This is a genomic window from Sinorhizobium sp. 22678 (assembly GCF_052044265.1).
Lineage (GTDB): Bacteria > Pseudomonadota > Alphaproteobacteria > Rhizobiales > Rhizobiaceae > Sinorhizobium > Sinorhizobium meliloti_A.
Map to the genome: position 1 here is coordinate 542,348 of NZ_JBQEMS010000001.1, position 26,433 is coordinate 568,780.

At 62.8% G+C, this 26,433-nt stretch carries 26 protein-coding genes; 6 read left to right on the forward strand and 20 right to left on the reverse strand.

The window, feature by feature from the left end; translation table 11 throughout:
• Positions 1 to 23: 23 nt before the first annotated feature.
• Both ACTJKL_RS02775 and ACTJKL_RS02780 read right to left on the reverse strand, forming a co-directional pair.
• On the reverse strand, positions 24 to 857 hold the full coding sequence (locus ACTJKL_RS02775) for an urease accessory protein UreD (RefSeq protein ID WP_275597493.1): 834 nt from the start codon (positions 855 to 857) through the stop codon (positions 24 to 26).
• 298 nt (positions 858 to 1,155) lie between these two features.
• On the reverse strand, positions 1,156 to 2,151 hold the full coding sequence (locus ACTJKL_RS02780; protein ID WP_275597492.1) for an alpha/beta fold hydrolase: 996 nt from the start codon (positions 2,149 to 2,151) through the stop codon (positions 1,156 to 1,158).
• A 183-nt stretch (positions 2,152 to 2,334) separates the two neighbouring features.
• On the opposite strand from ACTJKL_RS02780, the gene ACTJKL_RS02785 reads away from it, so the two are divergent.
• A complete protein-coding gene (locus ACTJKL_RS02785) occupies positions 2,335 to 2,787 on the forward strand; it encodes a MarR family winged helix-turn-helix transcriptional regulator (protein ID WP_275597491.1) in 453 nt (150 codons plus the stop codon).
• A gap of 219 nt (positions 2,788 to 3,006) precedes the next feature.
• Here ACTJKL_RS02785 and ACTJKL_RS02790 read toward each other — a convergent pair whose 3' ends face one another.
• The 6 genes from ACTJKL_RS02790 to ACTJKL_RS02815 form a co-directional block, all read right to left on the reverse strand.
• Positions 3,007 to 4,125 carry a branched-chain amino acid ABC transporter substrate-binding protein gene (locus ACTJKL_RS02790; RefSeq protein ID WP_440852109.1) on the reverse strand — a complete coding sequence of 373 codons (1,119 nt, stop codon included), beginning with the start codon at positions 4,123 to 4,125 and terminating at the stop codon, positions 3,007 to 3,009.
• Positions 4,126 to 4,237: 112 nt separating this feature from the next.
• Positions 4,238 to 4,582 carry a DUF6867 family protein gene (locus ACTJKL_RS02795; protein ID WP_100671910.1) on the reverse strand — a complete coding sequence of 115 codons (345 nt, stop codon included), beginning with the start codon at positions 4,580 to 4,582 and terminating at the stop codon, positions 4,238 to 4,240.
• Positions 4,583 to 4,607: 25 nt separating this feature from the next.
• The gene (locus tag ACTJKL_RS02800) at positions 4,608 to 5,333 is read right to left on the reverse strand and encodes an ABC transporter ATP-binding protein (RefSeq protein WP_275597488.1); all 726 of its coding nucleotides are present in this window, start codon (positions 5,331 to 5,333) and stop codon (positions 4,608 to 4,610) included.
• Positions 5,330 to 6,217 (reverse strand): ABC transporter ATP-binding protein, encoded by an 888-nt coding sequence (locus ACTJKL_RS02805; RefSeq protein ID WP_018095766.1) that lies wholly within the window; start codon positions 6,215 to 6,217, stop codon positions 5,330 to 5,332. The genes ACTJKL_RS02800 and ACTJKL_RS02805 overlap by 4 nt, the downstream gene beginning before the upstream one ends.
• Positions 6,217 to 7,602 carry a high-affinity branched-chain amino acid ABC transporter permease LivM gene (livM, locus tag ACTJKL_RS02810; RefSeq protein WP_275597486.1) on the reverse strand — a complete coding sequence of 462 codons (1,386 nt, stop codon included), beginning with the start codon at positions 7,600 to 7,602 and terminating at the stop codon, positions 6,217 to 6,219. The genes ACTJKL_RS02805 and livM overlap by 1 nt, the downstream gene beginning before the upstream one ends.
• 4 nt (positions 7,603 to 7,606) lie before the next feature.
• Positions 7,607 to 8,509 (reverse strand): branched-chain amino acid ABC transporter permease, encoded by a 903-nt coding sequence (locus ACTJKL_RS02815; RefSeq protein WP_003525638.1) that lies wholly within the window; start codon positions 8,507 to 8,509, stop codon positions 7,607 to 7,609.
• 393 nt (positions 8,510 to 8,902) lie between these two features.
• Between ACTJKL_RS02815 and cysQ the strand changes: the two genes are divergently transcribed.
• Complete coding sequence (cysQ, locus tag ACTJKL_RS02820; protein ID WP_411921586.1) at positions 8,903 to 9,679, forward strand: 3'(2'),5'-bisphosphate nucleotidase CysQ; 777 nt, start codon at positions 8,903 to 8,905, stop codon at positions 9,677 to 9,679.
• A gap of 13 nt (positions 9,680 to 9,692) precedes the next feature.
• Here cysQ and ACTJKL_RS02825 read toward each other — a convergent pair whose 3' ends face one another.
• Positions 9,693 to 10,079: a response regulator gene (locus tag ACTJKL_RS02825; RefSeq protein WP_100671914.1), complete on the reverse strand. Its 387-nt coding sequence runs from the start codon at positions 10,077 to 10,079 to the stop codon at positions 9,693 to 9,695.
• Between the two features lie 124 nt (positions 10,080 to 10,203).
• Positions 10,204 to 10,956, reverse strand: coding sequence for a Crp/Fnr family transcriptional regulator (locus ACTJKL_RS02830; RefSeq protein ID WP_100671915.1), 753 nt, complete (start codon positions 10,954 to 10,956; stop codon positions 10,204 to 10,206).
• A gap of 248 nt (positions 10,957 to 11,204) precedes the next feature.
• Between ACTJKL_RS02830 and ACTJKL_RS02835 the strand changes: the two genes are divergently transcribed.
• Together ACTJKL_RS02835 and ACTJKL_RS02840 are read left to right on the forward strand one after the other, a co-directional pair.
• Positions 11,205 to 12,080 (forward strand): SDR family NAD(P)-dependent oxidoreductase, encoded by an 876-nt coding sequence (locus ACTJKL_RS02835; protein WP_440852110.1) that lies wholly within the window; start codon positions 11,205 to 11,207, stop codon positions 12,078 to 12,080.
• A complete protein-coding gene (locus tag ACTJKL_RS02840; protein ID WP_440852111.1) occupies positions 12,077 to 13,633 on the forward strand; it encodes a VOC family protein in 1,557 nt (518 codons plus the stop codon). Before ACTJKL_RS02835 ends, ACTJKL_RS02840 begins: the two co-directional genes overlap by 4 nt.
• Before the next feature lie 3 nt (positions 13,634 to 13,636).
• Here the strand turns inward: ACTJKL_RS02840 and ACTJKL_RS02845 are convergent, their stop codons facing one another.
• The 8 genes from ACTJKL_RS02845 to speB form a co-directional block, all read right to left on the reverse strand.
• On the reverse strand, positions 13,637 to 14,194 hold the full coding sequence (locus ACTJKL_RS02845; RefSeq protein ID WP_440852112.1) for an NADPH-dependent FMN reductase: 558 nt from the start codon (positions 14,192 to 14,194) through the stop codon (positions 13,637 to 13,639).
• A 135-nt stretch (positions 14,195 to 14,329) separates the two neighbouring features.
• Positions 14,330 to 15,283, reverse strand: coding sequence for a ring-cleaving dioxygenase (locus ACTJKL_RS02850; protein WP_440852113.1), 954 nt, complete (start codon positions 15,281 to 15,283; stop codon positions 14,330 to 14,332).
• Between the two features lie 157 nt (positions 15,284 to 15,440).
• On the reverse strand, positions 15,441 to 16,220 hold the full coding sequence (locus tag ACTJKL_RS02855) for a carbon-nitrogen hydrolase family protein (protein WP_440852114.1): 780 nt from the start codon (positions 16,218 to 16,220) through the stop codon (positions 15,441 to 15,443).
• On the reverse strand, positions 16,217 to 17,017 hold the full coding sequence (locus tag ACTJKL_RS02860; protein WP_324762187.1) for an ABC transporter permease: 801 nt from the start codon (positions 17,015 to 17,017) through the stop codon (positions 16,217 to 16,219). Before ACTJKL_RS02860 ends, ACTJKL_RS02855 begins: the two co-directional genes overlap by 4 nt.
• Positions 17,014 to 17,868: an ABC transporter permease gene (locus tag ACTJKL_RS02865; protein WP_440852115.1), complete on the reverse strand. Its 855-nt coding sequence runs from the start codon at positions 17,866 to 17,868 to the stop codon at positions 17,014 to 17,016. The genes ACTJKL_RS02860 and ACTJKL_RS02865 overlap by 4 nt, the downstream gene beginning before the upstream one ends.
• Entirely contained in the window at positions 17,865 to 18,902 is a 1,038-nt protein-coding gene (locus ACTJKL_RS02870) for an ABC transporter ATP-binding protein (protein ID WP_324762189.1), read from the reverse strand. The genes ACTJKL_RS02865 and ACTJKL_RS02870 overlap by 4 nt, the downstream gene beginning before the upstream one ends.
• 169 nt (positions 18,903 to 19,071) lie before the next feature.
• On the reverse strand, positions 19,072 to 20,151 hold the full coding sequence (locus ACTJKL_RS02875) for an ABC transporter substrate-binding protein (RefSeq protein WP_440852116.1): 1,080 nt from the start codon (positions 20,149 to 20,151) through the stop codon (positions 19,072 to 19,074).
• 169 nt (positions 20,152 to 20,320) lie between these two features.
• Positions 20,321 to 21,379: an agmatinase gene (gene speB, locus ACTJKL_RS02880; protein ID WP_379942981.1), complete on the reverse strand. Its 1,059-nt coding sequence runs from the start codon at positions 21,377 to 21,379 to the stop codon at positions 20,321 to 20,323.
• A 192-nt stretch (positions 21,380 to 21,571) separates the two neighbouring features.
• Here speB and ACTJKL_RS02885 point away from each other — a divergent pair, with 192 nt between their 5' ends.
• Entirely contained in the window at positions 21,572 to 22,639 is a 1,068-nt protein-coding gene (locus tag ACTJKL_RS02885) for a LysR substrate-binding domain-containing protein (protein WP_440852117.1), read from the forward strand.
• 45 nt (positions 22,640 to 22,684) lie between these two features.
• Entirely contained in the window at positions 22,685 to 23,863 is a 1,179-nt protein-coding gene (locus ACTJKL_RS02890) for an aminotransferase (RefSeq protein ID WP_440852118.1), read from the forward strand.
• Between the two features lie 5 nt (positions 23,864 to 23,868).
• Here the strand turns inward: ACTJKL_RS02890 and ACTJKL_RS02895 are convergent, their stop codons facing one another.
• Both ACTJKL_RS02895 and ACTJKL_RS02900 read right to left on the reverse strand, forming a co-directional pair.
• Positions 23,869 to 24,759, reverse strand: a complete 891-nt coding sequence (locus tag ACTJKL_RS02895) for a DMT family transporter (RefSeq protein WP_411921579.1) — start codon at positions 24,757 to 24,759, stop codon at positions 23,869 to 23,871.
• A gap of 147 nt (positions 24,760 to 24,906) precedes the next feature.
• The gene (locus ACTJKL_RS02900) at positions 24,907 to 26,340 is read right to left on the reverse strand and encodes an aldehyde dehydrogenase family protein (protein WP_440852119.1); all 1,434 of its coding nucleotides are present in this window, start codon (positions 26,338 to 26,340) and stop codon (positions 24,907 to 24,909) included.
• Positions 26,341 to 26,433 lie beyond the last annotated feature (93 nt).

Sequence of the window (26,433 nt, forward strand, 5' to 3'; positions counted from 1 at the left end):
GCCGTCCAGATCGATTGCAGGGATCAGAGAGTCCAGACTTTCGGCACAGACGCGTCTTTACGCAAGTGCGAAATGAGCGGGATCAGGATTTTTCTGAGCGCGAACCCATCGGCCGCAGCAAGGCGGGCGACGATCTTGTCCCGACCGCCGACTTGGTAATGGCTGACGCCGGACAGGGCATGTCCCGCGAGCGCCAGACGCATTCTGGAAAGCTGCGACTCGCAATCCGGCGCGGCATAGACGAGGGTCGCGAAGGCGGAAGCGCCGTCGAGGACCGCTCGCCGCGACGCAAGCGCCGCGACGTCTCCGGCCAAGGCGAGGTTCTCTGCGTGAATCAGCCTGCCGCCGCTTCGAATTCGCCAATTGTCGCGGAAGAGGCCGGCGCGCACCTCCTCGCCCATGGCCTTGCGGCCGATCAGAACTGCCTCCACCGCGAGAAAGGATGCGTCGGCGGCGAGGTCGACCTCCAGGCTCCGCGACAGGGCCGACCGATCGAACAGAATCGTCTCCTGCGGCAGCCAGTCGACGTGAGCGCCGGCGGCGACCGCTATGCGCGTCGCAATCTCGGCCGTGCCGGCGCTTGCCTTGTAGATCTTCTCGCAGGCCTGCGTCGTCAGCGTGAGTTTCGTGCCTTCTCCCGCCCTGAATTCCCAGGAAAGCCGGTCACCGCCCGTCACGCCGCCCGACGAATTGATGAGCACGGCCTCCATCGAGGCATCGAAGGTTCTGGGCAGACGGATCTTCGCACAGCCTTCCTGGTAGAGCTCGGCGATGCGCGTGCGTCCGCCTTCGGCCTTGGCGACGAGCCGCCCCTCTCCTCTCGCCCGCTGGGGTGCGATGATCGCTGCCGTTTCCATGGACGTTCGCCGAAGCTCCCCTTGGGACGGGTTTTCGCCCGAACCGCGCTGCAGAAGTCAAACCATTGTTTCACAGGAAGAAACCGAAGCCTCGCAAAAGCGAGGAGGCCGACACGTCTAAAACCCGCTCCACGGCCTGCGGCCAGCGGCGAGTGATAAGAATGCGCGGCTTGGCGGTCATCATATGTCTCCCGGAATCGTTCCGGATAGTGCATGAAATCGAGCCGATGGGTAGCCGGTCGGATACAAAAAGGGCACCCGAGGGTGCCCTTTTCAGCTGCTTTGCATTCCCGCTGGCTCAGGACCTTGCGAAGTCGAGCAGGTCCTTGTTGAGCTGGTCCTTGTGGGTATCCGTGATGCCGTGCGGCGCACCCGGATAGACCTTCAACTCGGCTTGAGGCACCAGCTTCTTGGAGGCACGGGCGGCAGCATCGATCGGCACGACCTGGTCGTCGTCGCCGTGTATGATGAGCGTCGGCACGTCGAATTTCTTCAAGTCTTCCGTGAAATCCGTCTGCGAAAAGGCGACGATGGAGTCATAGGCGTTCTTGTGACCGGCCGTCATGCCCTGCAGCCAGAAGCTGTCGATCATGCCCTGTGAAGGTTTCGCGCCGGGCCGGTTGAAGCCGAAGAACGGGCCCGAGGCGATGTCCCGGTAAAGCTGCGAGCGATCGGCGAGGCTGGCGGCCTGCAGGCCATCGAAGACCTCCTTCGGCAGACCGCCGGGGTTGTCGTCGGTCTTGACCATCAAGGGCGGCACTGCCGAGATCAGTCCTGCCTTGGCGACGCGGGCGGTCCCGTGGCGTCCGATATAGCGGGCGACTTCGCCGCCGCCGGTCGAGAAGCCGGCAAGGAAGATGTCCTTGAGGTCCAGCGTTTCGATCAGATCGGCGAGATCGTCGGCGTAATGGTCCATGTCGTTGCCGTCCCATGGCTGGCTCGAGCGGCCGTGGCCGCGGCGGTCATGGGTGACGACCCGAAAGCCGTTACTGGCGAGATAGAAGGCCTGTGCCTCCCAGCTGTCCGACGAAAGCGGCCAGCCGTGACTGAGGACGACCACCGGTCCGTCCTTCGGACCCCAGTCCTTGTAGTAGATCTCGACGCCATCACGCGTGTTGATCCTGCTGCCGGTTACTCTCGTGGCCGCCGCACCGGCTTGCGGCTCGGCGCCACCGGCGACGGCCGGGCTGGTGGCCGAGAGTGCGGCCGCGGCGGTAGCGGCGCCGATTGCGCCTGCCAGAATTTCTCTGCGGGAGACGTCGTTCGTGGTTGTCTTCGCCTGAGCCTTGGTCATTGGAAATGCTCCTTTCCCTGAAATCCGATCAAAATTCACACGATCCGATCATCGCCGCGGGAGTTATATAGGCAACAATTAAATCGTGCACGATATTTATCGCGGACTGCGGCAGACGTCAATACCTTGCGATTATATCGCGAACGATTTATTATAGTCGGAAAGACAATCGGGACCGAAGCGATGGCAAAGGCAAACCTCCCTCCTTCGGAGGAACTCATGAAGCTCGACAACTTCCTGTGCTTCGCGATCTACTCCGCAAATCACGCCTTCACGCGTGTCTACAAGCCGCTCCTCGACGAGCTCGACCTGACCTACCCGCAATACCTCGTGATGGTGGCTCTTTGGGAAAAGGACGACCAGACCGTCGGCAGTCTGGGCGAGAAGCTGTTCCTGGAGTCGAGCACGCTCACTCCCATGCTGAAGCGGCTGGAAGCCATGGGCTACATTTTGCGCACCCGCGACAAGGCCGATGAGCGGCAAGTGCGCGTGCGCCTGGCCGAGACGGGCCGCGCGCTCCGGGAAAAAGCAAGCCGCGTCCCGATCGGCATTGCCGATGCGACGGGGATGGAGCCGGCAGAGGTCGCCCGACTGAAACAAGAGATCGCGGCTCTTCGGGCATCGCTGCTGCGATAAAGTGCATCATTGAACAGGAAGCGTCGGAGCTCGAACAGAACACATTATTCCCTACCGCGTCGGGCGGGACATCGAAATCATCACCGTCATGCACGCGCATCAGAGATGGCCGAGATTGTTCTGATCGTTGATTTGCTCTTTCCAGGCAATCTCGCTGGCTTCAAACGGCAGAAGGCCCGGCGTTTGCCGCCGGGCCTTCCAGATTGCCTGTAAGAAGAACTATTCGTTCTGGAAGTAGCTGAACTTTCCGTCGTCACCCTTTTTCCAGGTGTACATGACGTAGTCCGGGCGTGTGATGTCGCCCTTTTCGTCGAAGCCGAGCTCGCCGATTGCCGTCTTGAACGGGCCCTTGGCCTTGATGGCTTCGGCGACCGCCTGCGGATCGGTGTTGCCGGCGGCCTTGGCGCCTTCTGCGATCACCTGAAGGGCCGCATAGGCATAGAGCGTGTAGGCTTCAGGCTCGAAGCCGGCGGCGCGGAACTTCTCGACGAGGTCCTTGGCAGCCGGGCTCTTGCGCGGGTCTGGTGCGAAGGTCATCAGCGTGCCGTCGACCGCATCGCCGGCAATCGAGGCCAGTTCGTTCGAGACGATGCCGTCGCCCGACATCATCGTCGCGTTCAGGCCCTGGTCCTTCATCTGGCGCATGATCAGGCCGGCTTCCGTGTGCAGACCGCCGTAATAGACGATCGAGACACCAGCCTGTTTCATCTTGGCGATAAGTGCGGAGAAGTCCTTGTCGCCGGTGTTGATGCCTTCATAGAGCGCCTCGGTGACGCCGGCTTCGTTCATCGACTTCTTGGTTTCGTCGGCAAGGCCCTGACCATAGGGGGTCTTGTCGTGAATGACGGCGACTTTTGCGTGCTTGAAATTGGCCGCGATATAAGCGCCCGCAACGGCGCCCTGCTGGTCGTCACGGCCACAGGTGCGGAAGGTGTTCCACAGGCCGCGTTCGGTATATTGCGGGTTGGTCGAGGCCGGCGTCACCTGCAGGATGCCGTTTTCCGCATAGATTTCCGATGCGGGAATCGAGACGCCCGAGTTGAAGTGACCAACGACGAATTTCACGCCATCGGCCACGAATTTCTGGGCGACGGAAACACCCTGCTTGGGATCCGAAACGTCGTCGCCGAGTACGACCTTGATCTGTTCCCCATTGATGCCGCCTGCAGCATTGATGTCCTCGGCCGCCTGCTCTGCACCTTTCTGGATCTGCGCGCCGAAGGCGGCGTTCGGACCAGTCAACGGAGCTCCGACACCGACCAGGATGTCAGCCCACGCGGTGCCGCTGAAGGCGACCATTGCTGTCAGCGCAACGGCCGACAGAAGAGACTTTTTCATCTTGTTACTCCCAAATATTCGAGCGGGTCTCGTTTCATAAGCCTGCGCAATGCCCACCATCATTGCGCCGGTGTTCTTTCGCACCGGCCGCGGACCGGCACGCGCCGTTCCCTTATTTTGCCTTCCAGGAGAAAGGCGAAGTTTTTTCATAAAGCCAATAGTACATGCTGGCCATTTGCTTGGTCCGATAGTAACGGAAACCAGCGGCAGCAAACAATAAAAGGACGACCGTGTCCACTACATAGTATTGCAGGGTGAACATCGTTCCGTTGAAAAGCGCATGGTGGATGAACCGGATGCCCCAGCCCAAAAGTGCGACATAAATCACGAGCCGCGGAACGTCACCCCAGCTTTCCGCGACGCTCTTGCCGGTCCGCCACGCGGTCCAGCCCCCGAGAACGCAGGTGATGAAAACAAACTGCCAGATCGAGGCTTCTTCGTAGAGAATTCCGTGCATCTCACTCAACTCCACACCCGGCGGATCAATGGCGGCCGCCTTCGAGATAGGCCGCGCGAACCTCCGGATTGGCGAGGAGGTCCTTGCCTGACCCGCTCATCGTCACACGGCCGTTGACCATTACATAGCCTCGATCGGAAAGCTTGAGCGCTCCGAAGGCGTTCTGTTCGACGAGGAATACGGTGAGGCCCTCGTTCTTGTTGAGCACCTTGATCGCTTCGAAGATACCTTTGACGATCAATGGCGCAAGCCCGAGCGACGGCTCGTCGAGCAGCAGGAGCTTCGGACGGGCCATCAGAGCACGGCCGATCGACAACATCTGCTGCTCGCCTCCCGAAAGCGTCCCCCCACGCTGCGCCTGCCGCTCCTTGAGCCGCGGGAAAAGCGTGAAGACCTTCTCCACGTCTTCCTTGAAGTGCTTCAGATTGTCGAGGCTCGCACCCATCTGGAGGTTTTCGAGCACCGTCATGCGTGGGAAAATCCGGCGCCCTTCCGGCGACTGGGCAATCCTCAGACGCGCGATCTCATGCGTGGGCAGACGCGTGATGTCCTGGCCGTCGAAGTGGACCGAGCCGGTGCGCGCCTGCGGGCTGCCGCAGATCGTCATCATGAGCGTCGACTTCCCGGCGCCGTTGGCGCCGATCAGCGCGACGATCTCGCCACGATGGACCTCCATGTCCACGCCGCTCAGCGCGCGGATATTGCCGTAATAGGTCTCGACGCCTCTCACATGCAGCAGGGGCGCAGTCATTGTCCGGGCCCCCCACGCTCGCCTTCGATTTCCTCGATTTCTCCGATCACCTCTTCAACCTCTTCGTCCTCGACACCCAGATAGGCCGCAATGACCTTTGGATCGTTCTTCACGAAGTCCGGGGTGCCGTCGGAAATCTTCTGACCGTATTCGAGCACGACGACGTGATCCGATATTTCCATCACAACGGACATATCGTGCTCGATCAACAGGATGGAGGTGCCGGTATCGCGGCGGATTTCTTGGAGCAGTTCATTGAGGGCGAGCGATTCGCGCGGATTGAGACCCGCCGCGGGCTCGTCCAGGCAGAGAAGCTCCGGCCCGGTACACATTGCGCGGGCGATCTCGAGCCGCCGCTGGGCACCATAGGGCAGGTCGCCGGCCGGATCGTCGGCTCGCTCGGTCAGCGATGCCTTTTCGAGCCAGTGCCTGGCGAGCTCGATCGATTCCCTGGATGCTTCGCGATAAGCCGGGAAGCCGAACAGGCCGAGAATGGTATAGCCGGATGCCCGCATCAGCTTGTTGTGCTGGGCAACGAGCAGGTTTTCGAGCACCGTCAGACCCGAGAACATGCGGATGTTCTGGAAGGTCCGAGCCACCTTGGCCTTTTTGGTGATTTCAAAATCCGGCAGCCGTTCCAGAAGGAATTCGGCGCCCGACTTCTGCCGCATAGTGATCATGCCCATCGTCGGTTTGTAGAAACCGGTGATGCAGTTGAACACCGTCGTCTTGCCCGCTCCGTTCGGACCGATCAGCGCTGTGATCTCGCCACGCTCCGCCTCGAAGGAGAAGTCGTTGATGGCCATGAGACCGCCGAAGCGCATCGACAGGCGTTCAACCTTGAGGATGGGATCTTTTGTCATGGTGTCGGTCCCAAAGGCCATCAGCCGTGCCCCTCTTTGGTGAAGCTGCCGGAGATTGCCCTGCGTTCGCGCAGGAACGCGGTCGGCTCGCGTGATCCGACGAAGCCGCGCGGCTTCCAGACCATGACGACGACCATGGCGAGGCCGAAGATCAGCATGCGATAGAGTTCCGGCGTGAAGGTCGGCCCGAAGATCATCTTGAGGAAGGTCAGTTCACGCAGGATTTCCGTGCCGCCGATCATGACGACGGCGGCAATGGCGATACCCGTCAGCGAGCCCATGCCGCCGAGAACCACGATGGCGAGGATAACGGCCGATTCCAGGAAGACGAAGGATTCCGGCGAGACGAAGCCCTGACGCACCGCGAAGAACGAACCGGCAAAGCCGCCGAACATCGCGCCCGTCGCAAACGCCGTCAGCTTGGTGGTGACGGTGTTGATGCCGAGGGAACGGCAGGCGATCTCGTCTTCACGCAATGCCTCCCAGGCGCGGCCGATCGGCATCCGGCGCAGCCGGATCGTGACGAACGCCGTCAGCAGGGCGAGACCGAGGATCAGATAGAACAGGAAGATCTTGTAATAGGCCGAAGACATCGGCAGGCCCATCATTGCCGCGAAGCCGTCCTTCGTGGCATCGAACTTGATACCGAAGAGCGTCGCCTTGGCGATGCCGGAAACGCCGAACGTGCCTTTGGTGACTTCCGTCCAATTGATCAGCACGAGGCGGATGATCTCACCGAAGGCGAGCGTCACGATCGCGAGGTAATCACCCCTGAGGCGCAGCACCGGAAAGCCGAGAACGACGCCCCAGCAGGCGGCGAGAAGGCCGGCAATCGGCAGCAGCACCCAGAAGGACAGGCCGAAATAGCTGGAGAGCAGCGCGTAGGAATAGGCACCGACGGCATAGAAGGCCACATAGCCGAGATCGAGCAGCCCGGCGAGACCGACGACGATGTTGAGGCCCCAGGCAAGCATCACGTAGATGAGGATCTGAATGCCGAAATTGTCGACCCATTTCAGGGATCCCTGGACGCCCACGAGCGCGACGATCACCGGTGGGTAGAAGAGCAGCAGGATGACCGCGATCTTCGACCAGTTGCGGCTGAAGAAGGTCTCCTCCTTCACCACATCGGGCGCGGCCGCCTTTGCCGCCTTGCGCTGCGCCAGCCGCGGCTGGACATAGGCGACCATGAGGAAGCGGCCGACCATGGCGATGGCCACGAAGGTCGCAAGCAGGCCAAATCGCGGCGTGAGGATGAGCTCGTTGCGGATGTTCTGGTCGGTCTTGAGGCCGACGAAGAGCACGAACATTCCGAGCGTGATGAGACCCGCAAAGACAGCCTCGCGGAGCGCCCGCGCCGTCAGCTCGCTGCCGGCGCTTGCGGTTGTGGATGCGACATTTGCCATGGAACTATACCTTCTCGACTTCCGGTCGTCCGAGAATACCCGACGGCTTGAAGATCAGGACGATCGCGAGAATCGAGAAGGTCGCGACATCCTTGTAGTCGATGGTGAAGTAGGCGGACCACAGCGACTCGATGAGGCCTATCAGCAAGCCGCCGAGCACGGCGCCGGGCAGCGACCCGATCCCACCGAGAACGGCAGCGGTAAACGCCTTGACTCCCGGGGCGAAACCGTCGGTGAACACGACCACGCCGTAATACATCAGATACATGGTCCCGGCGACGGCGGCGAGTGCGGCGCCCATGATGAAGGTCACCGAGATCGTGCGGTCGACATCGACACCGAGCAGCGCCGCCATCTTGCGGTCCTGTTCGGTCGCACGCTGGGCCCGGCCGAGCGGAGTTCGGTTGACGATGTACCAGAAGACCGAGAGCAGGATTGCCGTGATGACGACGATGATGATCTGCTTCAGAGAAACCGAGATGCCGAACAGGTCATAGACCGAGGAGACCAGAGGCGGGATAGGCTTATTCCGCGGGCCCTGCGTCACCTGGATGAAGTTCGACAGCACGATCGACATGCCGATCGCCGTGATCAGCGGCGCCAGACGGAAGGAACCGCGAAGCGGGCGATAGGCCACGCGTTCGATGGTCCAGTTCCAAAGCGCAGCCGTCAGCATACCGACGACCATCATGATCAAAAGCGCCAGTACAACCGGCACGCCGGCAATGAAAGTCGTGAGAAGCAAGAAGACGATCAATGCGGCAAAGCCGCCAAGCATGAAGATATCGCCGTGGGCGAAGTTGATCATGCCGATGATGCCGTAGACCATGGTATAACCGATCGCGATCATACCATAAATAGACCCAAGCGTCAGCCCGTTGACGAGCTGCTGGACAAAATACTCCATCAATCTTCCCCTGGACCGGATCCTGTCGGTCCGATCTCTTGTTTTTTAATACTCGTTTTCGAGCATGTGCTAAGCCCGATTTCATACCGCTTTCAATTGAAAATGAAAGCTAAAAAATGCGCCACCACCAAATTGTTCCGCGATAAAATCGATTTGACACTTTTCGAGCCAGAAAAATGAAAATTTCAGCAGCATTCGCTTGCGAAATAGCCTCCTTCGGCAGCAAAGGGCAGAAAGCGGCAATGAAGCGGGGCGCATTGCCGTGGGCGGAAGCCCCATCCCGCCGCGGCAAATGACCCGCGCAGCAATTCAAGTGCTACAGTGGCCGTTGCCCGTCTGATAAGAGGCGAAGCGCTCCAAAGCGAATCGCCTCGACCGCAAGAACAGGAAGCAATGCTGGACATACTGGAGACATCGGCGCTCGCCGCCGGACAAGCAATCCTGGAAATTTACCGGGCCGGGCCGGCCGTCACCTACAAGGCTGACGCCTCGCCCGTGACCGATGCGGACCACCGCGCCGAGCAGATCATCCTTGCCGATCTGGCGGCCGCCTTCCCGGATATACCGGTCGTCGCGGAGGAGGAGGTCGCCGCAGGCCACGCTGCCGATATCGCCGGAACGCGCTTCTTCCTCGTCGACCCGCTGGACGGCACGAAGGAATTCGTCGAGCGCAACAGCCATTTCACCGTCAATATCGGCCTCATAGAAAGCGGCGCACCCGTCGCCGGCGTCGTCTATGCACCGGCTCTCGGCCTCATCTATTCGGCGGCCGCGGGCATGGCGAAGAAGGCGGCGGTCGAGGATGGCCAGGTCACGGGCGAATGGACCACAATCGGCTGCCGCCGCTGCGGCGACCGGCCGATGGCGCTGACCAGCCGCTGGCACAACAGCCCCGAAACGATCTCCTTCCTCACCGATCAGGGCATCAGCGACCATGAGGCCGTCGGCTCGTCGCTGAAGTTTTGCCTGCTGGCGGAAGGCATTGCCGACATCTATCCGCGCTTCAGCCGGACGATGGAGTGGGACACCGCGGCAGGCGACGCGATCCTGAGGGCGGCAGGTGGCCAGACACTGACAATGGCGGGCAATCCGCTCGGCTACGGCAAGCGCAATCAACCGGATGACAGCGACTTCGCCAATCCCTGGTTCATCTCGCGCGGCAGGGCGTAAGCCGCAACGGCAGTCACATGTCTCTTGAAGAGGCGGCCGTGGCGATGAGGCTGCTGAGCGTTCCCTCGCTGAAGGGTTTGTCGATCCTCGGAACATCGCGAAGATGGCTCGGCAGCGCCAACAGTTCCCCATAGCCACTGGTGAAGCCGAAGCTGATGCCCCGCGCCATCAGCGCATCGGCAACGGCAAAGCTCGTGTCGTCCCCCAGGTTGATGTCGAGAATTGCGAAATCGAACGTATGATCGGCGATGAGTTCCATCGCCTTTGCCCTGGTGGTGGCGACGTGAACGCTCGTCACCCCGAGAGCGACGAGCATCTCTTCCATGTCCAGAGCGATAAGGAAATTATCCTCGAGGACGAGGACTGACTTGATGGCCGGCGGAACCTGACTGACTGGCATTATATCTGCATCCTCGGCCTCTCGTTTTTCCGAGACCATAAAGAAGCGGCTAATAGAACACCCGGCAGGCCGGGCGCATTTAAAAAAGACATGTTGTACGTAATTAGACGCATGACGATTCGCATCAAATCAGCGGCCGCTTCGGCTCGCTGAATCCGTCCCAGCCCGCAAGCGCAAGCAAGCCGTCGATATCGTGGACGGCGCAGCCCTTCTCGGCCCAGCGCAGGAGGCCCCTGGCAGCCAGCTTCTTCAGCGTCTTGTTGGTGTGGACGATCGAGAGGCCGAGCGTGTCGGCAACGTGTTGCTGCGTGACGGGAATAACGGTCCAGCCGCCGCGGAAGAGCTCCAGCGTGGCGGCTCTCTGGTAAAGAAAGGCGATGAGGTAGGCTGCCCGCTCCAGAGCGGAACGGCGGCCGATGCTCAGCAGATTCTCGTCCAGCATCCGCTCCTCACGCGCTGCGATCCAGGTCAGGTCATAGGCGAGGTCGGGATGCTGCCTGTAAAGTTCGCCGAGCCTGTCGCGCTGGAAGACGCAGAGCACGACCGGCGAAAGCGCCTCGATCGAATGCTGCATCTCACCCATGAGAGTGCCTTGCAGCCCCACGATATCGCCCGGCATCACGTAGTTCAGGATCTGCCGCCGGCCGTCATCGAGCATCTTGTAGCGAAAACCCCATCCGGAAAGCACGGTGAACAGATGCTCGCTTTGCTCCCCTTCCGCGAGTATCGTCGCGCTCGCATCGAAGACGAGTTCGCCGATCTTGAAGTGAGAGACGAATGCAAGTTCTTCCGCCTTGAAGGGGCGAAACAGCGGAAGCGGGCGCAAGGGACACTCTTTGCAGGGCGTGCCTTTGTTGAATTTGCCTTCGGTTATCATGAGGTATCTCGAGGCCCGGCGGACCGGAGCGGATGGGGCAGACTTGACACACTAGCATGGCGCAAAAGAACGACAAGACCGAAGACGAAACCTGGTGAACCCCCGCCTCGCATCATGGACTTGCCCGCGGCCAGACCCTATGTCTGCCTCTATCCTTCGCTGGAGCGGGGCAGGAAAATGGGCGCGGTTTCCGCCCCTATCCCGCTCCGACCCGAATTCATGAACGTCATCTAGCAGGATTGAAGCCCATGTTGTCCTACTCCGCCATAGCCAAGAACAACGTCGCCGTCGTGACCGGCGCCGCCTCCGGCATCGGCCTTGCCTCGGCACGGCGGTTTGCGAGCCTCGGAATGAAAGTCGTGCTCGCGGATCTTGGCGGCGAAAAGCTGCAAGCAGCTGCAGCCGAGGTAGCGAAGGCGGCTCCGGGCGGCTCCGGCGATGTCGCCGCGGTCGAAACCGACGTGTCGCGGGCGGACGACCTCGTGGCTCTGGCGCGTGTCACGCAAGAGCGCTTCGGACACGTGCATGTGCTGATGAACAATGCCGGCATCCAGCCTGGCAGCTCTGTCTTCGGCCCGCTGGAAAACTGGGAGGCCGTGATCGGCGTAAATCTCTGGGGCGTCATCAACGGCTCGCGCATTTTCGCGCCGGCAATGGTCGCCCATGGAGAACCCGCGCTGATCATCAACTCGGGGTCCAAGCAAGGCATCACCACGCCGCCCGGCGATCCCGCCTACAACCTTTCGAAAGCGGGCGTGAAGGTCTTCACCGAGGCCCTGCAGCACGAACTGCGCAATACCGAGGACTGCAAGGTCAATGCGCATCTGCTGATCCCCGGTTTCGTCTACACGTCCCTCACCGCGCAGGGACGCACCGAGAAGCCGGCAGGCGCCTGGACGCCGGAACAGACGGTGGACTTCATGATGGAGAGCCTTGCCCGCGGCGACTTCTATATCCTTTGCCCCGACAACGAGGTCGCGCGTTCAACGGATGAAAAGCGCATTCTTTGGGCAGCGGGAGACATCGTCGAAAACCGGCCGCCGCTTTCACGCTGGCACCCGGATTATGGCGAAGCCTTCCAGTCGTTTCTCGCCGGGACGACGGCAGGGAGGACAAAACCGTGACGAGCGGCATTCACCACATCACCCTGATCGCCCGCAAGGTACAGGCCAATGTCGATTTCTATGTCGGCTTCCTGGGGCTGCACCTCGTCAAGCGGACCGGCGGCTACGAAGATCCCAATCAGTTGCATCTCTTCTACGGCGACGCCGCGGGCTCGCCGGGCTCTCTCGTGAGTTTCCTGGTCTGGGAGGACGGCTCTCCGGGCCGGGTCGGTCACGGCCAGCCGAGCGAGATCGCCTTCGCCATTCCGCCTGACAGCATCGGCTACTGGATGACGCGAGCGCTGAAGTTCAACATCCAGGCAACCGGCCCGTCGCAGGAATTCGGCGAACCGGTCCTGCGTCTGAAGGACCCGGACGGCGTGATCGTCAAGCTGGTGGGAACGAACGCGCTTGCGGAGCCTGCGCCCTGGGCGGGAGACGACATCCCCGAAACGGACTCGATCCGCCGCTTACGCGGCGCGACGGTGCTCACGGAAAAGCCTAAAGACACGGCGCACTTCCTTCAAAACCACTTCGGCTACACCGAGACCGGAGCGACGGAGAGCATCCGCCGCCTCACCTCCTCGTCCGGGGACGTGATCGATGTCCGCGATGCCGGCGGCTTCTGGAGTGCCGCCCCTGGTACCGGCACGATCGACCACATCGCCTTCCGCGCCCCCGATGAGGCGACCGTGCTTGCGGTGAGAGCCGACCTCGAGCAGGAGCACGCCGGCGCCACCAATGCGCATGACCGGAAATATTTCTTCTCGCTCTATGTGCGCGAGCCCGGCGGTGCGCTCTGCGAGCTCGCTACGGACGGGCCCGGCTTTGCCGTCGACGAAGCTCCGGATGCTCTCGGCACGACGCTGTTCCTGCCCCCGCATCTGGCGAGCGATCCCACGGCAACGCTGGTCAGGCTGCCGCAATTTGCGCTGCCCGGCGAACCCAGGGTGCCGCAGCGCGAGCTTCCCTTCATCCATCGGTTCCACCGTCCGGAGAAGGCGAACGATCGCACCTTCGTGCTGCTGCACGGCAGCGGCGGCAACGAAATCGATATGCTGCCCTTCGGCCGTCAGCTCGATCCGCATGCGACTCTCCTGGGCGTGCGCGGCCGCAGCACCGAGGAAGGCTTCCCGCGCTGGTTCCGGCGTTTTTCGATGACGAAATTCGACCAGCAGGACATTCGCTCGGAAGCGGAAGCGTTTGCCGCCTTCGTCGAGGGCGCGCGCGAGAGCTACGGCCTCGACCCGGAGAAAACCGTGTTCATCGGCTACTCGAACGGCGCCAACCTGCTCGCCGCGGTGCTGCATCTCCACCCGGGCATTGTCAGGAACGCGGTGCTGATGCGCGCGATGGCGGCGCTCGAAAGCGCGCCGGAACCGGACCTTGCCGGCACCAAAGTGTTGATGCTCACCGGCAAGGACGACCCCTACGGCAAGCACGCGCCGGAACTGAAGAGGGCGCTCAGGGCCAGCGGAGCCGATTTCGAGGAAGTCGACCTCGATACCGGCCACGGAATAGGCGTCGAAGACATCGCCGTTATCCGGCCCTGGCTCGCGGAATCCCGCCTCTGAGCGTCATGCCTTGCCGGCGACGTGATCGGCGAAGGCCTGTACGAAGCCGCGCAGCCTCTCCAGGGTCTGATCGTCCTTCAGCTGTCCGTCGCCGTCGAACAATGTATCGGCTTTCGGCACCATCAGCCGCTTGCCCGACCACATTTCGGCGCCGAGCGTCCGCATCACCGACAGCCAGGCGTTTTGGCTGAGAATGGTCCCGAAGCTTCCCGAAGATGCGCCGGCGAGCGCGAACGGCCGGCCGCCGAAGACCTTCTTTATGTCGGCTGGCGGGCGACTCAGCCAGTCGATCGCATTCTTGAAAACACCCGGGACCGAATTGTTGTATTCCGGCGTGAAGAAAATGACGCCGTCCGCCGCGACGATCTTCTGCTTCAGCGCTTCCGCAGCGGCCGGAACGCCGCTTTCGGCCTCCACGTCTCCGTCATACAGCGGAATGCCATGCAAGGTCGCGGTCTCGAATTCCACCTCGTCCGGCGCCACCGCTTGTGCGGCCTTGAGCAATGCAGTGTTGAAGGAGGCCTTCCGCAGACTGCCCGATATGCCGAGAAGCTTGGTCATGAACAACAAATTCCTTTCGCTGGCGCGATGCCGCGCAAATCCCGCGTCAGTCAAAAAACTAGCGGGCTCGCGGCAAAAGGAAAGCCGGAATCGCTTCCGGCTCTTCATGTCCCGGCCCGACGAGAACGGCAGCCGTTACTCCAGAGGCTTCAGTCTCGCCTCGATCTGAGCCCTCTTCCGCTCGAGGAACGGCGGCAGCGATAGGCTTTCGCCAAGGGTTTCCATCGGTTCGTCGACCGCAAAGCCGGGCCCGTCGGTGGCGATCTCGAAGAGGATGCCGTTCGGCTCGCGGAAGTAGAGCGACCGGAAGTAGAAGCGCTCGACCTCGCCGCTCGACGGCAGGCGGAACTCGGCGAGCCGCTCCGTCCACCGATGCAGCGTTTCGACATCCGGCGCCCGGAAAGCGACGTGGTGGACGGCGCCCGCCCCCTGGCGAGCGGCCGGCAGATCGGGCTGGACCGCTACATGCAGTTCAGCCGCCGGCCCGCCCTCGCCCATCGAGAAGACATGCACCTCTCCGACACCGTCGGGCGACGGATAGCTCCGCAGTTCGGCCATGTTCATGACACGCGTCAGCACGAGCGCGGTGTTGCTGCTGTCCGGCACGCTGATGGTGATCGGCCCAAGGCCCTTGATCTGGTGCTCGGCCGGAACCGGGCTCCTTTCCCAAGGGTGGGACGGCGCCAATCCACCGTCGTCGACGAGCCGGAAGCGCTGGCCCTCGCCGTCCTCGAAATCGAGGGAGATACGGCCGTCGATTTCGGCGACCTCGCCGGAAGCGACCTCCAACTCATCGAAACGGCGCTTCCACCACCGCACGGTTTCTGCGCTGCCGACCCGAAGCCCGGTCCGTGAAATGCTGTGCGTGCCGCGTCCCTCGGGTCCGACCGGCCAGTCGAAGAAGGTCAGATCCGTGCCGGGGGTCGCCTGCCCGTCGGCATAGAAGAGATGATAGGCCGTCGTGTCGTCCTGGTTGACGGTCTTCTTGACCAGGCGGAGACCCAGCGTCCCCGTGTAGAAGCGCAGGTTCTCCGGCGCATTGGCGGTTATCGCGGTCAGATGGTGAATACCAGTCAGTTGCAAGCTCATGATTGCCTCCTATCGCTATGCTGCAGCACCTTTTGCGTCAGTTGCGCGGCGCTGCAGGGCGGGCATTTCGGTTGAGCACAATATCGATCCGACCGAGCGTTTCCAAAAGGGGGGCGACGCGAACGGATTGTTCTCCGATTAAGAACGATCTGGCAGATCAGCCGCGTTTCAAGTCCATGAGATAAGTATTCTCCGCCCGGGAAATGGCAAATGCCTGCGGGTCGATTTCGGCGAAGATCAGGGTTTCATCCGCGGAACCGGCTTTTGCCAGTGCCTGGCCATCCGGTGACGCTATCAGCGAGAGTCCCGCAAAGGAAAACATGTCGTCCGAACCGCAGTGATTGACATAGGCGACGAAGAGCTGGTTCTCGAAGGCCCGCGTCCGGATCATATGGTCGGTGATGAAAGTGCCGGACCATCCGGCCGGGAGGGCCGTCGGCACCAGCACCGCATCGGCACCCGCAAGCGCCAGGCGACGGACGTTTTCGGGGAATTCGACGTCGTAGCAGATCAGCATGCCGCAAGTGACGCCGCGATGTTTGAACAGACGCGTGGAGGGCTCCGCCGGCGTGAAGAGCGAACGCTCGTAATCGCCATAGAGATGCGACTTCCGATAGACGACCGGGGTGGCGTCCCCGTCGACATGGACGGCGCTGTTGTAGATGGCGTCCGCGTCCTGCTCTGCGAATCCGGCAACGATGGCGATGCCGGTTTGCAGCGAGATGCGCCCTAATTCTCGAACGATCGGCCCATCCGCCGGCTCCGCGAGCCTGCGAATGGCTTCCCCCGCGCCGTAGCCGGTGATTGCGAGCTCGGGGGCGACGAGCAGGCTCGCCCCCTTCCCGCAAGCCGCGATCGCCGCCCGCTCGATGCGGGCGAGATTGGCGGCCACGTCGCCGCCAATGCTCTTCATCTGCAGGGCAGCGAACTTCATCATTTTCCGTCCGACGACATGGCGCCGAGCAGCTTCGGCAGGTCTCCGAAGCGGGCGACGAGGCTGAAGATGACCGCGGCCGTCGTGACGAAGAGGATCGTCACGGAAGCCATGGTGGGCGTATAGCCGTAGCGAAGCGCGTTGAAGATCTTGATCGGCAGCGTCTCCATCGTGAAGCCGACGGTCATGTAGGCGACGATATACTCATTGAGCGACAGCACGAAGGCGAAGGCATAGCCGGAAACGATATAGGGCAGGATCAACGGCAGAACGACGGTGCGGAAGACCGTGCGGTCGTCCGCGCCCATCGTCGAGGCCGCCTCGACCAGCGAGCGGTCGATCGAGGTGAAGCCGAGAGACAGCGTGACGAGCGGCAGCGTCACGAAGAAGATCGCGTGGCTGACGACGGCGGTCCAGGGCTGGCCGTAAAAGCCGGCCGTCGCCCAGAAGGTGAGCAGGCCGAGCGCGGTGATGACCGGCGGCAGCGTGAAGGGCGCGACCCCCAGCAGCTGGAAGACGTTCGCCCATGGCGCGACGCGCCGCCACAGGAACCAGGCAAGCGGCAGCGCGATCGCGACCGCAAGTGCGGCGGAAAGGAGCGCCAGCGTCACCGAGGCAAAAAGCGCGCTGCGCCATTCGGGGTTCAGGAAGATTTCCCCGTACCAGGATGTGGAGAAACCCTGCGGGGGAAAGGCGAGCGTCTGCTTGGCGTTGACCGACACGCCGGCGACGACGATCAGCGGCAAAGCGAGAAAGAGCCCGATCAGGGAGAAGTAGACCTTGCGGAAAATGGTGCTCATGCCGCCTCTCCCTTCCGTCCCGCGATCACCGTTAGAGCCACCAGTCCAAGCGTCACCAGGACGAGAAACACCGCCATCGCCGCGGCGAAGGGCATGTTGGACTGATAGATCGCCTGATCGGTGATGAGCACCGACAACGTCCAGTGCTGCGGCCGGCCGAGGAGTTGCGGCAGGAGATAGGAGCCGAGCGCGAAGATGAAAACCATGATCAGCGTCGCGGTGATCGTGTTTCTCAGCGCCGGAACGACGACGGTGAAGAAGGCCTTGAGCGGCGAGGCACCGAGTGTGCGGGCGGCTTCCGTCAGTGTCGGGTCGAGGCGCACGAGCGCGGGGAAAAGCACGAGCACGGTATAGGGAAAGGCCTGATAGACCATGCCGGTCAGCACAGCGGCAAAACTCGGCGTGAGCGCCTTCGCCTCACCCATGAGCCCGAGCGCCACGAGGATGTTGGTGATGCCGGCCGTGCGCGAGAAAAGGGTGGACCATGCAAAACCGATGATGACTTCGGAGAGAGAAAGCACGGAGAGCAGAGCGACGAGCCACACGACCTGCACCCGGCGCGCCATACGCGTGAGCAGATAGGTGAAGGGCAGCGCCAAGACCACGCAGCACGCGGCGACCGCGATCGCCAGCATCAGGGAAAAGCCGAGCACGCCGCCGAAGAAGGCCGAGAGGAAGCGGGCATAATTGTCGTAGACGAAGGCCGGCGTATAGAAGCCGCCCTGCTGGCGCTGAAAGAAACTGACTGCGATCATCGTGCCGAAGGGCACCACGAAGAAGATCGTCAGCATTCCCGCAGGGAAGAGGATCGGCAGGTAATCACCGAAGGTTCGGGGCGGTTCGCGTCTCATCTGGCGAGCACCACACAGACATCGGGCGTGAGAGCGACGCCGACCTGTTGGCCGACCGTCACCTGCGGCCGGGCGCGCGGCGTCGAGACCGCGACGATCTGCCGGCCGGCGACATCGACGAATGTCTCGATCGTGCCCCCGAGGTCGCGCACGAAGGTCACCGTGCCGGAAAGCGCTCCGGTACCCGGCGCGGTCAGGTGCACGTCTTCCGGGCGGATCGAAAGCATCGCCTTCGCCGCGCCCGGCGGCAACTGCAGGCCCGGCACAGGCTGACCGAGCACCGTCACGCGGCCCGAAGTGTCCGCCTCCGCTTCGATCAGATTGGTCTGCCCGATAAAGTCGGCGACGAAGCTGTCGGCCGGCCGGCGGTAGATCTCGATCGGCGAGGCAGCCTGCCGGATCTCGCCGCCGTTCATGACCACGACCGTATCGGCCATGGTCATCGCCTCGCGCTGGTCGTGGGTGACGACGATGGTGGTGATGCCGAGCTTCTGCTGCAACTGCCTGAGCTCGACCTGCATCGCCTCGCGCAGCTTGGCGTCGAGCGCCGACAGGGGCTCGTCGAGCAGGAAGAGCTTCGGCGAAATCGCCAGCGCCCGGGCTATCGCCACGCGCTGGCGCTGACCGCCGGAGAGCTTCGAGACCGGCCGGTCGGCATAGCCCGACAGGTGGATCATCGAAAGCAGCTCGTCGACCCGTTTCCTCTGGTCTTCCTTGGGCGCGCCGCGGATGCGCAGCGGATAGGCGATATTCTCGCCGACGGTCAGGTGAGGAAACAGCGCCAGCGACTGGAACACCATGCCGAGATTGCGTTTATGCGTCGGAACCCGGGTGATGTCCTCGCCGTCGAGCCCTATGGAGCCCGAGGTCGGCAGGTCCAGACCTGCGATCATGCGCAAAAGCGTGGTCTTGCCGCAGCCCGACGGCCCGAGCATGCAGACGAATGTGCCGTGCGGCACCATCAAGTCGACATCGTTCACGGCCCTGAACGACCCGAATTCCTTGACGACGTTTTGAAGGGCAAGTCCCGACATATGTTCCCCGTTTCGCGCCTCATGCGCGGATGTCACCGGCCACATCAGACGCTGCCGCGGTGACACTTCCAAAATTCCAAATCAGCTTATCCCCAAACCGCTTCCGGTTTAAGGTCGCGCAATACGCTGCGCCGCCCCGGGATACCGAGGCGGCGGCTCATGGCCGGCCTCAGCCGACGATCAGTTCCGTCCACTTCTGATTCAGCCAATCCGACTTCGTCTGGTAGAGATCGTAACGCGGAACGATCGGCTCGATGTCCGAGGAGACGGCAGCGAATTCCTTATCCGTCAGATCGGTCGACTCGCGTTTGACCGTCGGCGAGGTGCCGACCTTGCGCGAGAGCGTCGCCTGAACCGCAGGCTGGCACATGTAATCGATGAAGATGTGGGCTTCCTCGACCTTCTGCGACGCGCGCGAAAGCGCCCAGCAGCCAGAATCCTGGATGCCGCCCTCCTTGGGGAAGGTGGAACGCACCGGATGACCATCCGCCGCGGCAAGCCCCGTCACGTCGTGATAATATTGCCCCATCGGGATTTCGCCCGACTTCAGCGCCTGTTCGAACTGCGCTTCGTCGCGGTACCAGAGACGGACGTTCGGCTTCACTTCGGCGAGCTTCTCGAACGCTTTGAGAATCCCCTCTTCCGTGTCGAGCGCATTGGTGCCGCCCATGAAGGTCTTGGCTGTCACTTCGAGCAGGAAGGAGTTGGAGACCAGCGCCAGGAGGCCGAGCTTGTCGGCATTCGCCGGATCCCAGAACGCCTGCCACGAGGTCGGCGCCTCCTTGTAGACGTCGGTATTGGTCACCAGCGTGATGTACCAGGAAACGGCGCCGATGCCGGCGATGCGGCCGTCCGGATATTTGTTGACGAAGCGGTCGAGCAGGTTCGAGCCGTTCTTGATCTTGGCCATGTCGATCGGCGTCCAGAGGTCGGTCGCCTGCCCTTTGAGCATCGCCACCTGAGACATCATGGAAACGTCGGCGGGCGCCTGGCCGGCGCGGGCGGCCTGTTCGAGCTGGACGAGCCATGCCTCGCCGGTGGGCTCGGCGACGGATTCGATCGCGATGCCGGTCGCCTTGGTGAATTCGGGAAAGATGTTCTTGTCGAATGAGTCCTTGAAGTAGCCGCCATAGACGCCGACCTTCAGCGACTTGTCCTGCGCCCTCAGCACCGTCGGCATTGCCAGCATCGACGCGCCGGCAAGCCCCGCACCGAGCAGCGTGCGGCGCTTGATGGAATTGATGATCATCGCATGTCTCCTTTGTTTTTGGCGGATTGCGCCGCGTTCCCTTGTTCTAGTTGATTCCCTGCGCCCTTTGTCCCCGCTTCGCTTCAGCAAGGAAAATGATCTGGCAATAGATTATCGTGATCCGCTCGTGCCCGCCATGCGCATCGATTTCGGATCGTTCATCCGCGCATCAGCCCTTGCCGGCAACGGCCGGACTGAAGACCATCAGGCTCAGGATCTCGAAGAGCACCTGGGCGCCGGCATGGGCCGTATTGGTGGTCGTGTCGTATTGCGGCGCCACCTCGACGACGTCGCCGCCGACGAGATTGACGCCCTTCAGCCCGCGGATCAACTCCAGCACCTCACGCGTCGTAAGGCCTCCGACCTCCGGCGTACCGGTGCCCGGCGCGAAGCTCGGGTCGAGGCTGTCGACGTCGAAGGAGAGATAGGTCGGACCGTCGCCGACGATCTTCTTCGCCTTTTCGATGATGGCCGGAATACCCAGTCCGGTGACCTCCTCCGCATGAACGACCGTCATGCCGGACTCGTAGGAGAACTCCCACAGATACTCCGCCGAGCCGCGGATGCCGATCTGGATGACGCGGGTCGGGTCGAGCACGCCGTCGAGGACGGCGTTGCGGAACGGGCCGCCATGGTGGAACTTGGTCAGGTCAAAGGCGCCGCCAGTGTCGCAATGCGCGTCGATATGGATCATGCCGACAGGCTGCTTCTTGCCCACGGCCTTGAGGATCGGATGCGTGATCGAATGGTCGCCGCCGACGGAGAGCGGCACGACGCCCGCATCGACGATCTGGTTGATCCGCTTCTCGATGTCCTCGTGGCTGATTTCGAGCCGATAGCGGCTGCGGAAGGGAACATCGCCGATATCGGCGACCCTGAGATCGTGCACCGGTGCGCAGCCGAGCACGTGATTATAGGGCCCGATCCGCTCGATCGCGCGCAGCGCCCGTGGTCCGAAGCGCGATCCCGGGCGATTGGTGACGCCGAGGTCCATGGGAACGCCGATCATCGCCACCTGAAGATTGCCGAAATCGGGCTCATCGGCATCGACCGGCATGTGAGGTGCGGTCAGGAATGTCGGAATGCCGGAATAGGGCGCCAGCCGCGTGCCGCTCTTCGTGAAAATCTTGTCCGCGACCTTGCGGAAGGTCGGATCGAAGAGCTCGCCGCCATGGCTCTCGCCATATTTCGCCTTCAATGCGTTGAGCTTCTGTTCATCCCAAGCCATGCGCCGGACCTCCGTATCGTTCGGCCGGGGCTGGCACATGATGCACCGCAAGTCACGACTTGCGGTGTGCCGATCTGAAGCGGCGCAATCAGGTTCCCCGGCTTTTGCCTTTGTTGCGCATATTAGGAGACAAATCTTCTGGAAAAGCAATTGACATTGTTATAGCGTTTGATGTGAGAAAAATTCACATAGATGCCGCCTCTCCGGAGCTTCTTCTTGTCGAGCCGCCTGCCTCCGCTGAATCCGCTGCGCGCCTTCGAGGCAACCGCCCGGCGCGGCTCCGTTTCCGCTGCGGCGCGTGAGCTCAACGTCACCCACGGCGCGGTAAGCCATCAGATCCGCGCGCTCGAACTCTCCTTCAACGCGCCCCTTTTCGAGCGGGGCGGCAAGCGGCTGAAGCTGACCCCGCAGGGCGCGCTGCTCCTGCCTGCGGTGACGCATGCCTTCGCCGAGATCGCCGCGGCAACGGCGGCGATGACGCGGCCCGCGACGAGCGGGGAACTCACCGTCACCTGCGTCCCGGCACTGCTCTCCTTCTGGATGATTCCGCGCCTGCACCTCTTTACCGAGCAGTTCCCCGATGTCCAATTGCGGCTGATCGCCTCCAATGACGAGGCGAACCTCGATTCCCCGGACGTCGACGTCTGCCTGCTCTATGGCGACGGCAACTGGCAGGACTGCTGGTCGAGGCTCTGGAGCCGGCTCGAGCTTTTCCCGGTCGTCAGCCCGACGCTCCTCAACATGCGGCCGCTGCGCTCCATCCGGGACATCCGCGACCACGTGATGCTGCATGGCGACGACGGCCGCGAGTGGAACACCTGGCTCGCCGCAGCCGACGCGATCGATTTCCAGCGCGGCCGCCAGCATTTCATGAGCGATGCGCGGCTTTCGACCGAGGCGGCCCTGCACAATCAGGGCGTTGCGCTCGGCGATACGATCACCGCCGGCAGCCTGATCGCCCGCGGCGAGCTGATCGCCCCTTTCGACCTGACGGTTCCGGCCAACGACGCCTTTTTCGTCGCCTGCCGTAATGAAGTTCGCGCCGCGCCGATCGTCCGCGTTTTCATCGACTGGCTGTTTGCCGCTCTCGAAAGCGATCCGATGCCGGAGCTGCAGATGTCTGCCCGCACGATCATCCGCAGCCGCATTTCGAAGCCGGAAGATGCCGGCCGCAAGACAACACCGAAGAGCCTTCAACCCCGTTCCCCGCCGCGCAACCGGCGTCCGGAACGTCCGCAGAGGCGCAAAATCAAATCATGATGCGGGGCTGAGAATCCCGTCCGCTTCAACAACAGGAAATCCGCCATGCCGCATTTCAATCCCCTCGTCGAAAAGCTCTCGCCGCCGCCGATACCCTCGGTGCTCGCGTGGGCGAAGGCCTATGACGGGGCAAAAGGTCCCCTGATCGACCTCTCCCAAGCCGTGCCCGGCTATCCCGCTCATCCCGACATGCTGAAATGGCTGGGCGAGGCCGCGGCGTCGGCGGCCTACACGGGCTACGGAGCGATCGAGGGTGAAGCGGAACTGCGCCAGGCCTATGCCGAGCACGTGGCGTCGCTCTATGGCGCGGCGGTCGCCGCCGGCAACGTCCACATCACGTCAGGCTGCAACCAGGCCTTCATTTGTGCCGCCATGGCCGTTGCCGGGGCCGGCGATACGGTGCTGATGACCAATCCCTATTACTTCAACCAGGAGACCACGCTGGCGATGCTGGGGATCGATGTCGAGCTTGCGCCGCTCGATGCGGGCGCCGGGTTCCTGCCCGAGGTCGAGACCATCGCCTCTGCCTTGCGGCCCGGCATCCGGGCACTCGCGCTCGTTTCGCCCAACAATCCCACGGGAGCGGTCTACCCGCCCGAACTGCTGCAGCGCATCTACGACCTCTGCCGCGCGAACGGAACCTGGCTCATTCTGGACGAAACCTATCGCGACTTCCTGCCGGATGCCGCCGCCGCGCCGCATGGCCTGCTTCGAACCCCGGGCTGGGAGGACGGTTTCATCGGTCTTTACAGTTTCTCGAAGTCCTTCTGCATTCCGGGCCACCGTCTCGGCGCGATCACCGCCGGACCGCAGGTGGTCGAGCAGGTCGCCAAGATCATGGACAATCTCCAGATCTGCGCCCCGCGTTCCCCCCAGGCGGCCGTCGCGAGGGCGATACCGGCGCTTGCCGACTGGCGGCTTGCCAACCGCGCCGAAATCGCCGCCCGCGCCGAGGCGCTGAGGACGATCATGACCCGGCTGCCGCAATGGAACCTGCAGGCAGTGGGCGCCTATTTTGCCTATATCCGCCACCCCTTCCCCGATATCGAGTCGCAATTCGTCGCCGAGAAGCTGGCGAAGCTCGCCGGCGTCCTCTGCTTGCCCGGCGATTATTTCGGCGAGGGTCAGGAAAACTACCTGCGCTTCGCCTTCGCCAATGCGGACGTGGCGACGATCCTCAAGCTCGAAGAGCGCCTCGCGCGATTCGAGCTGCCGGGTATCTGAGTGGCTCAGCCGCGGCGGGCGATCAGGATGCCGATCAGCACGATCGCGCCGCCGATCGCCTGCATGGCGCCCACCGGCTCGCTCAGCAGAACCCAGGCGAGTAGCGCAGCCACGACCGGCTGCAGGAGCAGCGTCAGCGAAGAAAAGGCCGGCGGCAGAAAAGCGAGCGCATAGGTGATCGCCACCTGCCCGCCGGCGTGGCTCACGAAGGCAAGTCCGAAGAGCATGGCCCAGCCGAAGGCGCTCGTCGGGAAAAGCGACGGCTCGGCCAACAGGGCCATCGGCAGCATGCAAACGGCTGCCGATGCGGTGCTCCAGATCATGATCCGGTTTGTGCTGAAGCGGCTTCGCAGACGCCCGATTGCGAGAATGTAGCCGGCATAGAACGCGGCCGCGACGATGGCGATCCCATCGCCGGCGAGATCGCCGCCGCCGAGTGCCGCCGGACCGCCTTTCAGGACGACCACGCCGACGATCGCCGTGGCGAGGCCGCCCAGGAAGATGCCGCTGACCGCCGAGCGGAACAGAGCCCATCCGGCAAGCGTCACGAAGACCGGCGCCAGATTGGCAAGCAGCGTCGCATTGGCGACCGAGGTCATGGTGAGCGCAAGGTGCCAGGCTGCGAGATCGATGGCGAGAAATACGCCCGGCAGGACAAGTTGAGCGTAATCGGACAGGCGCTGCGGGGGCTTGTCCGCGACTGCGCCGCCGCGCAGCCGTGACCAGGCCAGCAGCGGGATCAGCGCCAGCGCGACACGCCAGAAGGCAGTGGCCATCGGCCCCACTTCCGAGAGCCGCACGAAGATCGGCGATCCGCCGATGGCGGCACCGCCGATGATGAGCGCGGCCATGGCAAGTCTGTTACGGGGAGCGGCGGAACTGGCGGCTTGGGTCACGGCGATGTCCGATGGCTGGGAAGCGCGCGCAGAACCGGCGCGCGGCAAGCCAGCTATCAGAATCCCGCCGCAAGCGACAGCCGAATTCGCCCGATAGGCGAAAAACGACCACACGCGAAAACGTGCGGCCGTGGGAGAGACGACCCGTCAGGCTGCGTCCGGCAGGTGAACCGTTTTCACCTCCAGGAAGTCCTCGAGCCCGAACATCCCGCCTTCCCGGCCGTTACCGGACTGCTTGTAGCCGCCGAAGGGGCTTCCGTAGCGGTGCGGACCGCCATTGATGTGCACCATGCCGGCGCGGAGACGCGATGCCACCCGCTCCGCCCTTTCGCGGTCGCGCGTCTGGACATAGGCCGCGAGGCCGTAATTCGTGTCGTTGGCGATCGCGATCGCCTCCTCTTCCGTATCGAAGGGAATGATCGAAAGCACCGGTCCGAACACTTCCTCGCGCGCGATCCGCATGGAATTGTCGACATCGGCGAAGATCGTCGGCTGGACGAAATATCCGGTCTCGAAGTCTTCCGGCTTGCCGGGGCCGCCGGCCAGGAGCGTCGCGCCCTCGGCAACGCCCGCTTCGATCAGCGCCTGCACCCGCTCGAACTGAATATGGCTGACGAGCGGGCCGATATGGGAGCCATCCTTCGTCGGATCGCCGACCCTCGCCTCCATGCCGACGCGCCTGGCGATTTCCACGACCTCGTCATAGGCGCTGCGCTCGACGAGCATACGTGTCGGGGCATCACAGGACTGGCCGGAATTGTTGAAGCATTCGAGAATGCTGGCGGTCACCCGCTCCTCGATATCGGCATCGGCAAAGACGATGTTCGGCGACTTTCCGCCGAGTTCGAGCGTAACGCGCTTGACCGTATCGGCGGCGTCCTTGCTGACGGCGATACCCGCCCGCGTCGAACCGGTGAAGGACATCATGTCGATGTCCTTGTGCTTCGACAGCGCCGCCCCGGCATGGATGCCGTCGCCATTGACGAGGTTGAAGACGCCGGCCGGAAAGCCCGCCTCTTCGATCATCTCGGCGTAGAGCATGGCGTTCAGCGGCGTGAATTCGCTGGGTTTCAGGACGCAGGTGCAGCCGGTCGCAAGCGCCGGCACGACCTTGAGCGCGATCTGGTTGACCGGCCAGTTCCACGGCGTGATGAGACCGCAGACGCCGATCGGCTCACGCAGAAGCGTGTCGCCGTTCGGCAGCTTTTCCTTGAGTTTCAGGCGCTTCAGAGCATCGATGAAGCCCTGAAGATGACCGACGCCCACATCCGCCTGCTGCTCGCGGCTCATCGTTCTCGGCGCACCGAGTTCGGCCGTGATGGTGTCGGCCATTTCATCGTAACGCCGCTTGTAGATCGCGAGCAGCTTTTCGAGCAGCGCCAGCCGTTCCTCGACGCTCGTCCGGCTATAGCTTGCGAATGCCTTCTTGGCGGCTGCAACCGCCCGGTCGACGTCGGCAGCGGTGCCGAGCGAGATAACCGCTATCGGCTTCTCGGTCGCCGGATTGAGCACCAGAAGATCGTTCTGCGTGGCCGGCTCAACCCATTTGCCGTCGATGTAGAATTTCCGCTTGTCGAGCATTCGCTCCTCCATCCCGTCTGATTTCCGCCGGCAAGGCTACGACGGCGGCTGCACGCGGACAAGGGCGGAAAAGCGGAAGGGAGCGTGTCGGGA

Coding starts and splice junctions, on each gene's coding strand:
- ACTJKL_RS02780 (WP_275597492.1), bottom strand. CDS start 2,151: ATGACCAAGGCTCAGGCGAAGACAACCACGAACGACGTCTCCCGCAGA.
- ACTJKL_RS02860 (WP_324762187.1), bottom strand. CDS start 17,017: ATGAGCACCATTTTCCGCAAGGTCTACTTCTCCCTGATCGGGCTCTTT.
- cysQ (WP_411921586.1), top strand. CDS start 8,903: ATGCTGGACATACTGGAGACATCGGCGCTCGCCGCCGGACAAGCAATC.
- ACTJKL_RS02800 (WP_275597488.1), bottom strand. CDS start 5,333: ATGACTGCGCCCCTGCTGCATGTGAGAGGCGTCGAGACCTATTACGGC.
- ACTJKL_RS02875 (WP_440852116.1), bottom strand. CDS start 20,151: ATGATCATCAATTCCATCAAGCGCCGCACGCTGCTCGGTGCGGGGCTT.
- ACTJKL_RS02865 (WP_440852115.1), bottom strand. CDS start 17,868: ATGAGACGCGAACCGCCCCGAACCTTCGGTGATTACCTGCCGATCCTC.
- ACTJKL_RS02885 (WP_440852117.1), top strand. CDS start 21,572: ATGCCGCCTCTCCGGAGCTTCTTCTTGTCGAGCCGCCTGCCTCCGCTG.
- ACTJKL_RS02835 (WP_440852110.1), top strand. CDS start 11,205: ATGTTGTCCTACTCCGCCATAGCCAAGAACAACGTCGCCGTCGTGACC.
- ACTJKL_RS02850 (WP_440852113.1), bottom strand. CDS start 15,283: ATGAGCTTGCAACTGACTGGTATTCACCATCTGACCGCGATAACCGCC.
- ACTJKL_RS02870 (WP_324762189.1), bottom strand. CDS start 18,902: ATGTCGGGACTTGCCCTTCAAAACGTCGTCAAGGAATTCGGGTCGTTC.
- ACTJKL_RS02855 (WP_440852114.1), bottom strand. CDS start 16,220: ATGATGAAGTTCGCTGCCCTGCAGATGAAGAGCATTGGCGGCGACGTG.
- ACTJKL_RS02795 (WP_100671910.1), bottom strand. CDS start 4,582: ATGCACGGAATTCTCTACGAAGAAGCCTCGATCTGGCAGTTTGTTTTC.
- ACTJKL_RS02900 (WP_440852119.1), bottom strand. CDS start 26,340: ATGCTCGACAAGCGGAAATTCTACATCGACGGCAAATGGGTTGAGCCG.
- ACTJKL_RS02815 (WP_003525638.1), bottom strand. CDS start 8,509: ATGGAGTATTTTGTCCAGCAGCTCGTCAACGGGCTGACGCTTGGGTCT.
- ACTJKL_RS02830 (WP_100671915.1), bottom strand. CDS start 10,956: ATGATAACCGAAGGCAAATTCAACAAAGGCACGCCCTGCAAAGAGTGT.
- ACTJKL_RS02785 (WP_275597491.1), top strand. CDS start 2,335: ATGGCAAAGGCAAACCTCCCTCCTTCGGAGGAACTCATGAAGCTCGAC.
- ACTJKL_RS02845 (WP_440852112.1), bottom strand. CDS start 14,194: ATGACCAAGCTTCTCGGCATATCGGGCAGTCTGCGGAAGGCCTCCTTC.
- ACTJKL_RS02890 (WP_440852118.1), top strand. CDS start 22,685: ATGCCGCATTTCAATCCCCTCGTCGAAAAGCTCTCGCCGCCGCCGATA.
- ACTJKL_RS02805 (WP_018095766.1), bottom strand. CDS start 6,217: ATGGCCTTTGGGACCGACACCATGACAAAAGATCCCATCCTCAAGGTT.
- ACTJKL_RS02825 (WP_100671914.1), bottom strand. CDS start 10,079: ATGCCAGTCAGTCAGGTTCCGCCGGCCATCAAGTCAGTCCTCGTCCTC.
- ACTJKL_RS02775 (WP_275597493.1), bottom strand. CDS start 857: ATGGAAACGGCAGCGATCATCGCACCCCAGCGGGCGAGAGGAGAGGGG.
- livM (WP_275597486.1), bottom strand. CDS start 7,602: ATGGCAAATGTCGCATCCACAACCGCAAGCGCCGGCAGCGAGCTGACG.
- speB (WP_379942981.1), bottom strand. CDS start 21,379: ATGGCTTGGGATGAACAGAAGCTCAACGCATTGAAGGCGAAATATGGC.
- ACTJKL_RS02790 (WP_440852109.1), bottom strand. CDS start 4,125: ATGAAAAAGTCTCTTCTGTCGGCCGTTGCGCTGACAGCAATGGTCGCC.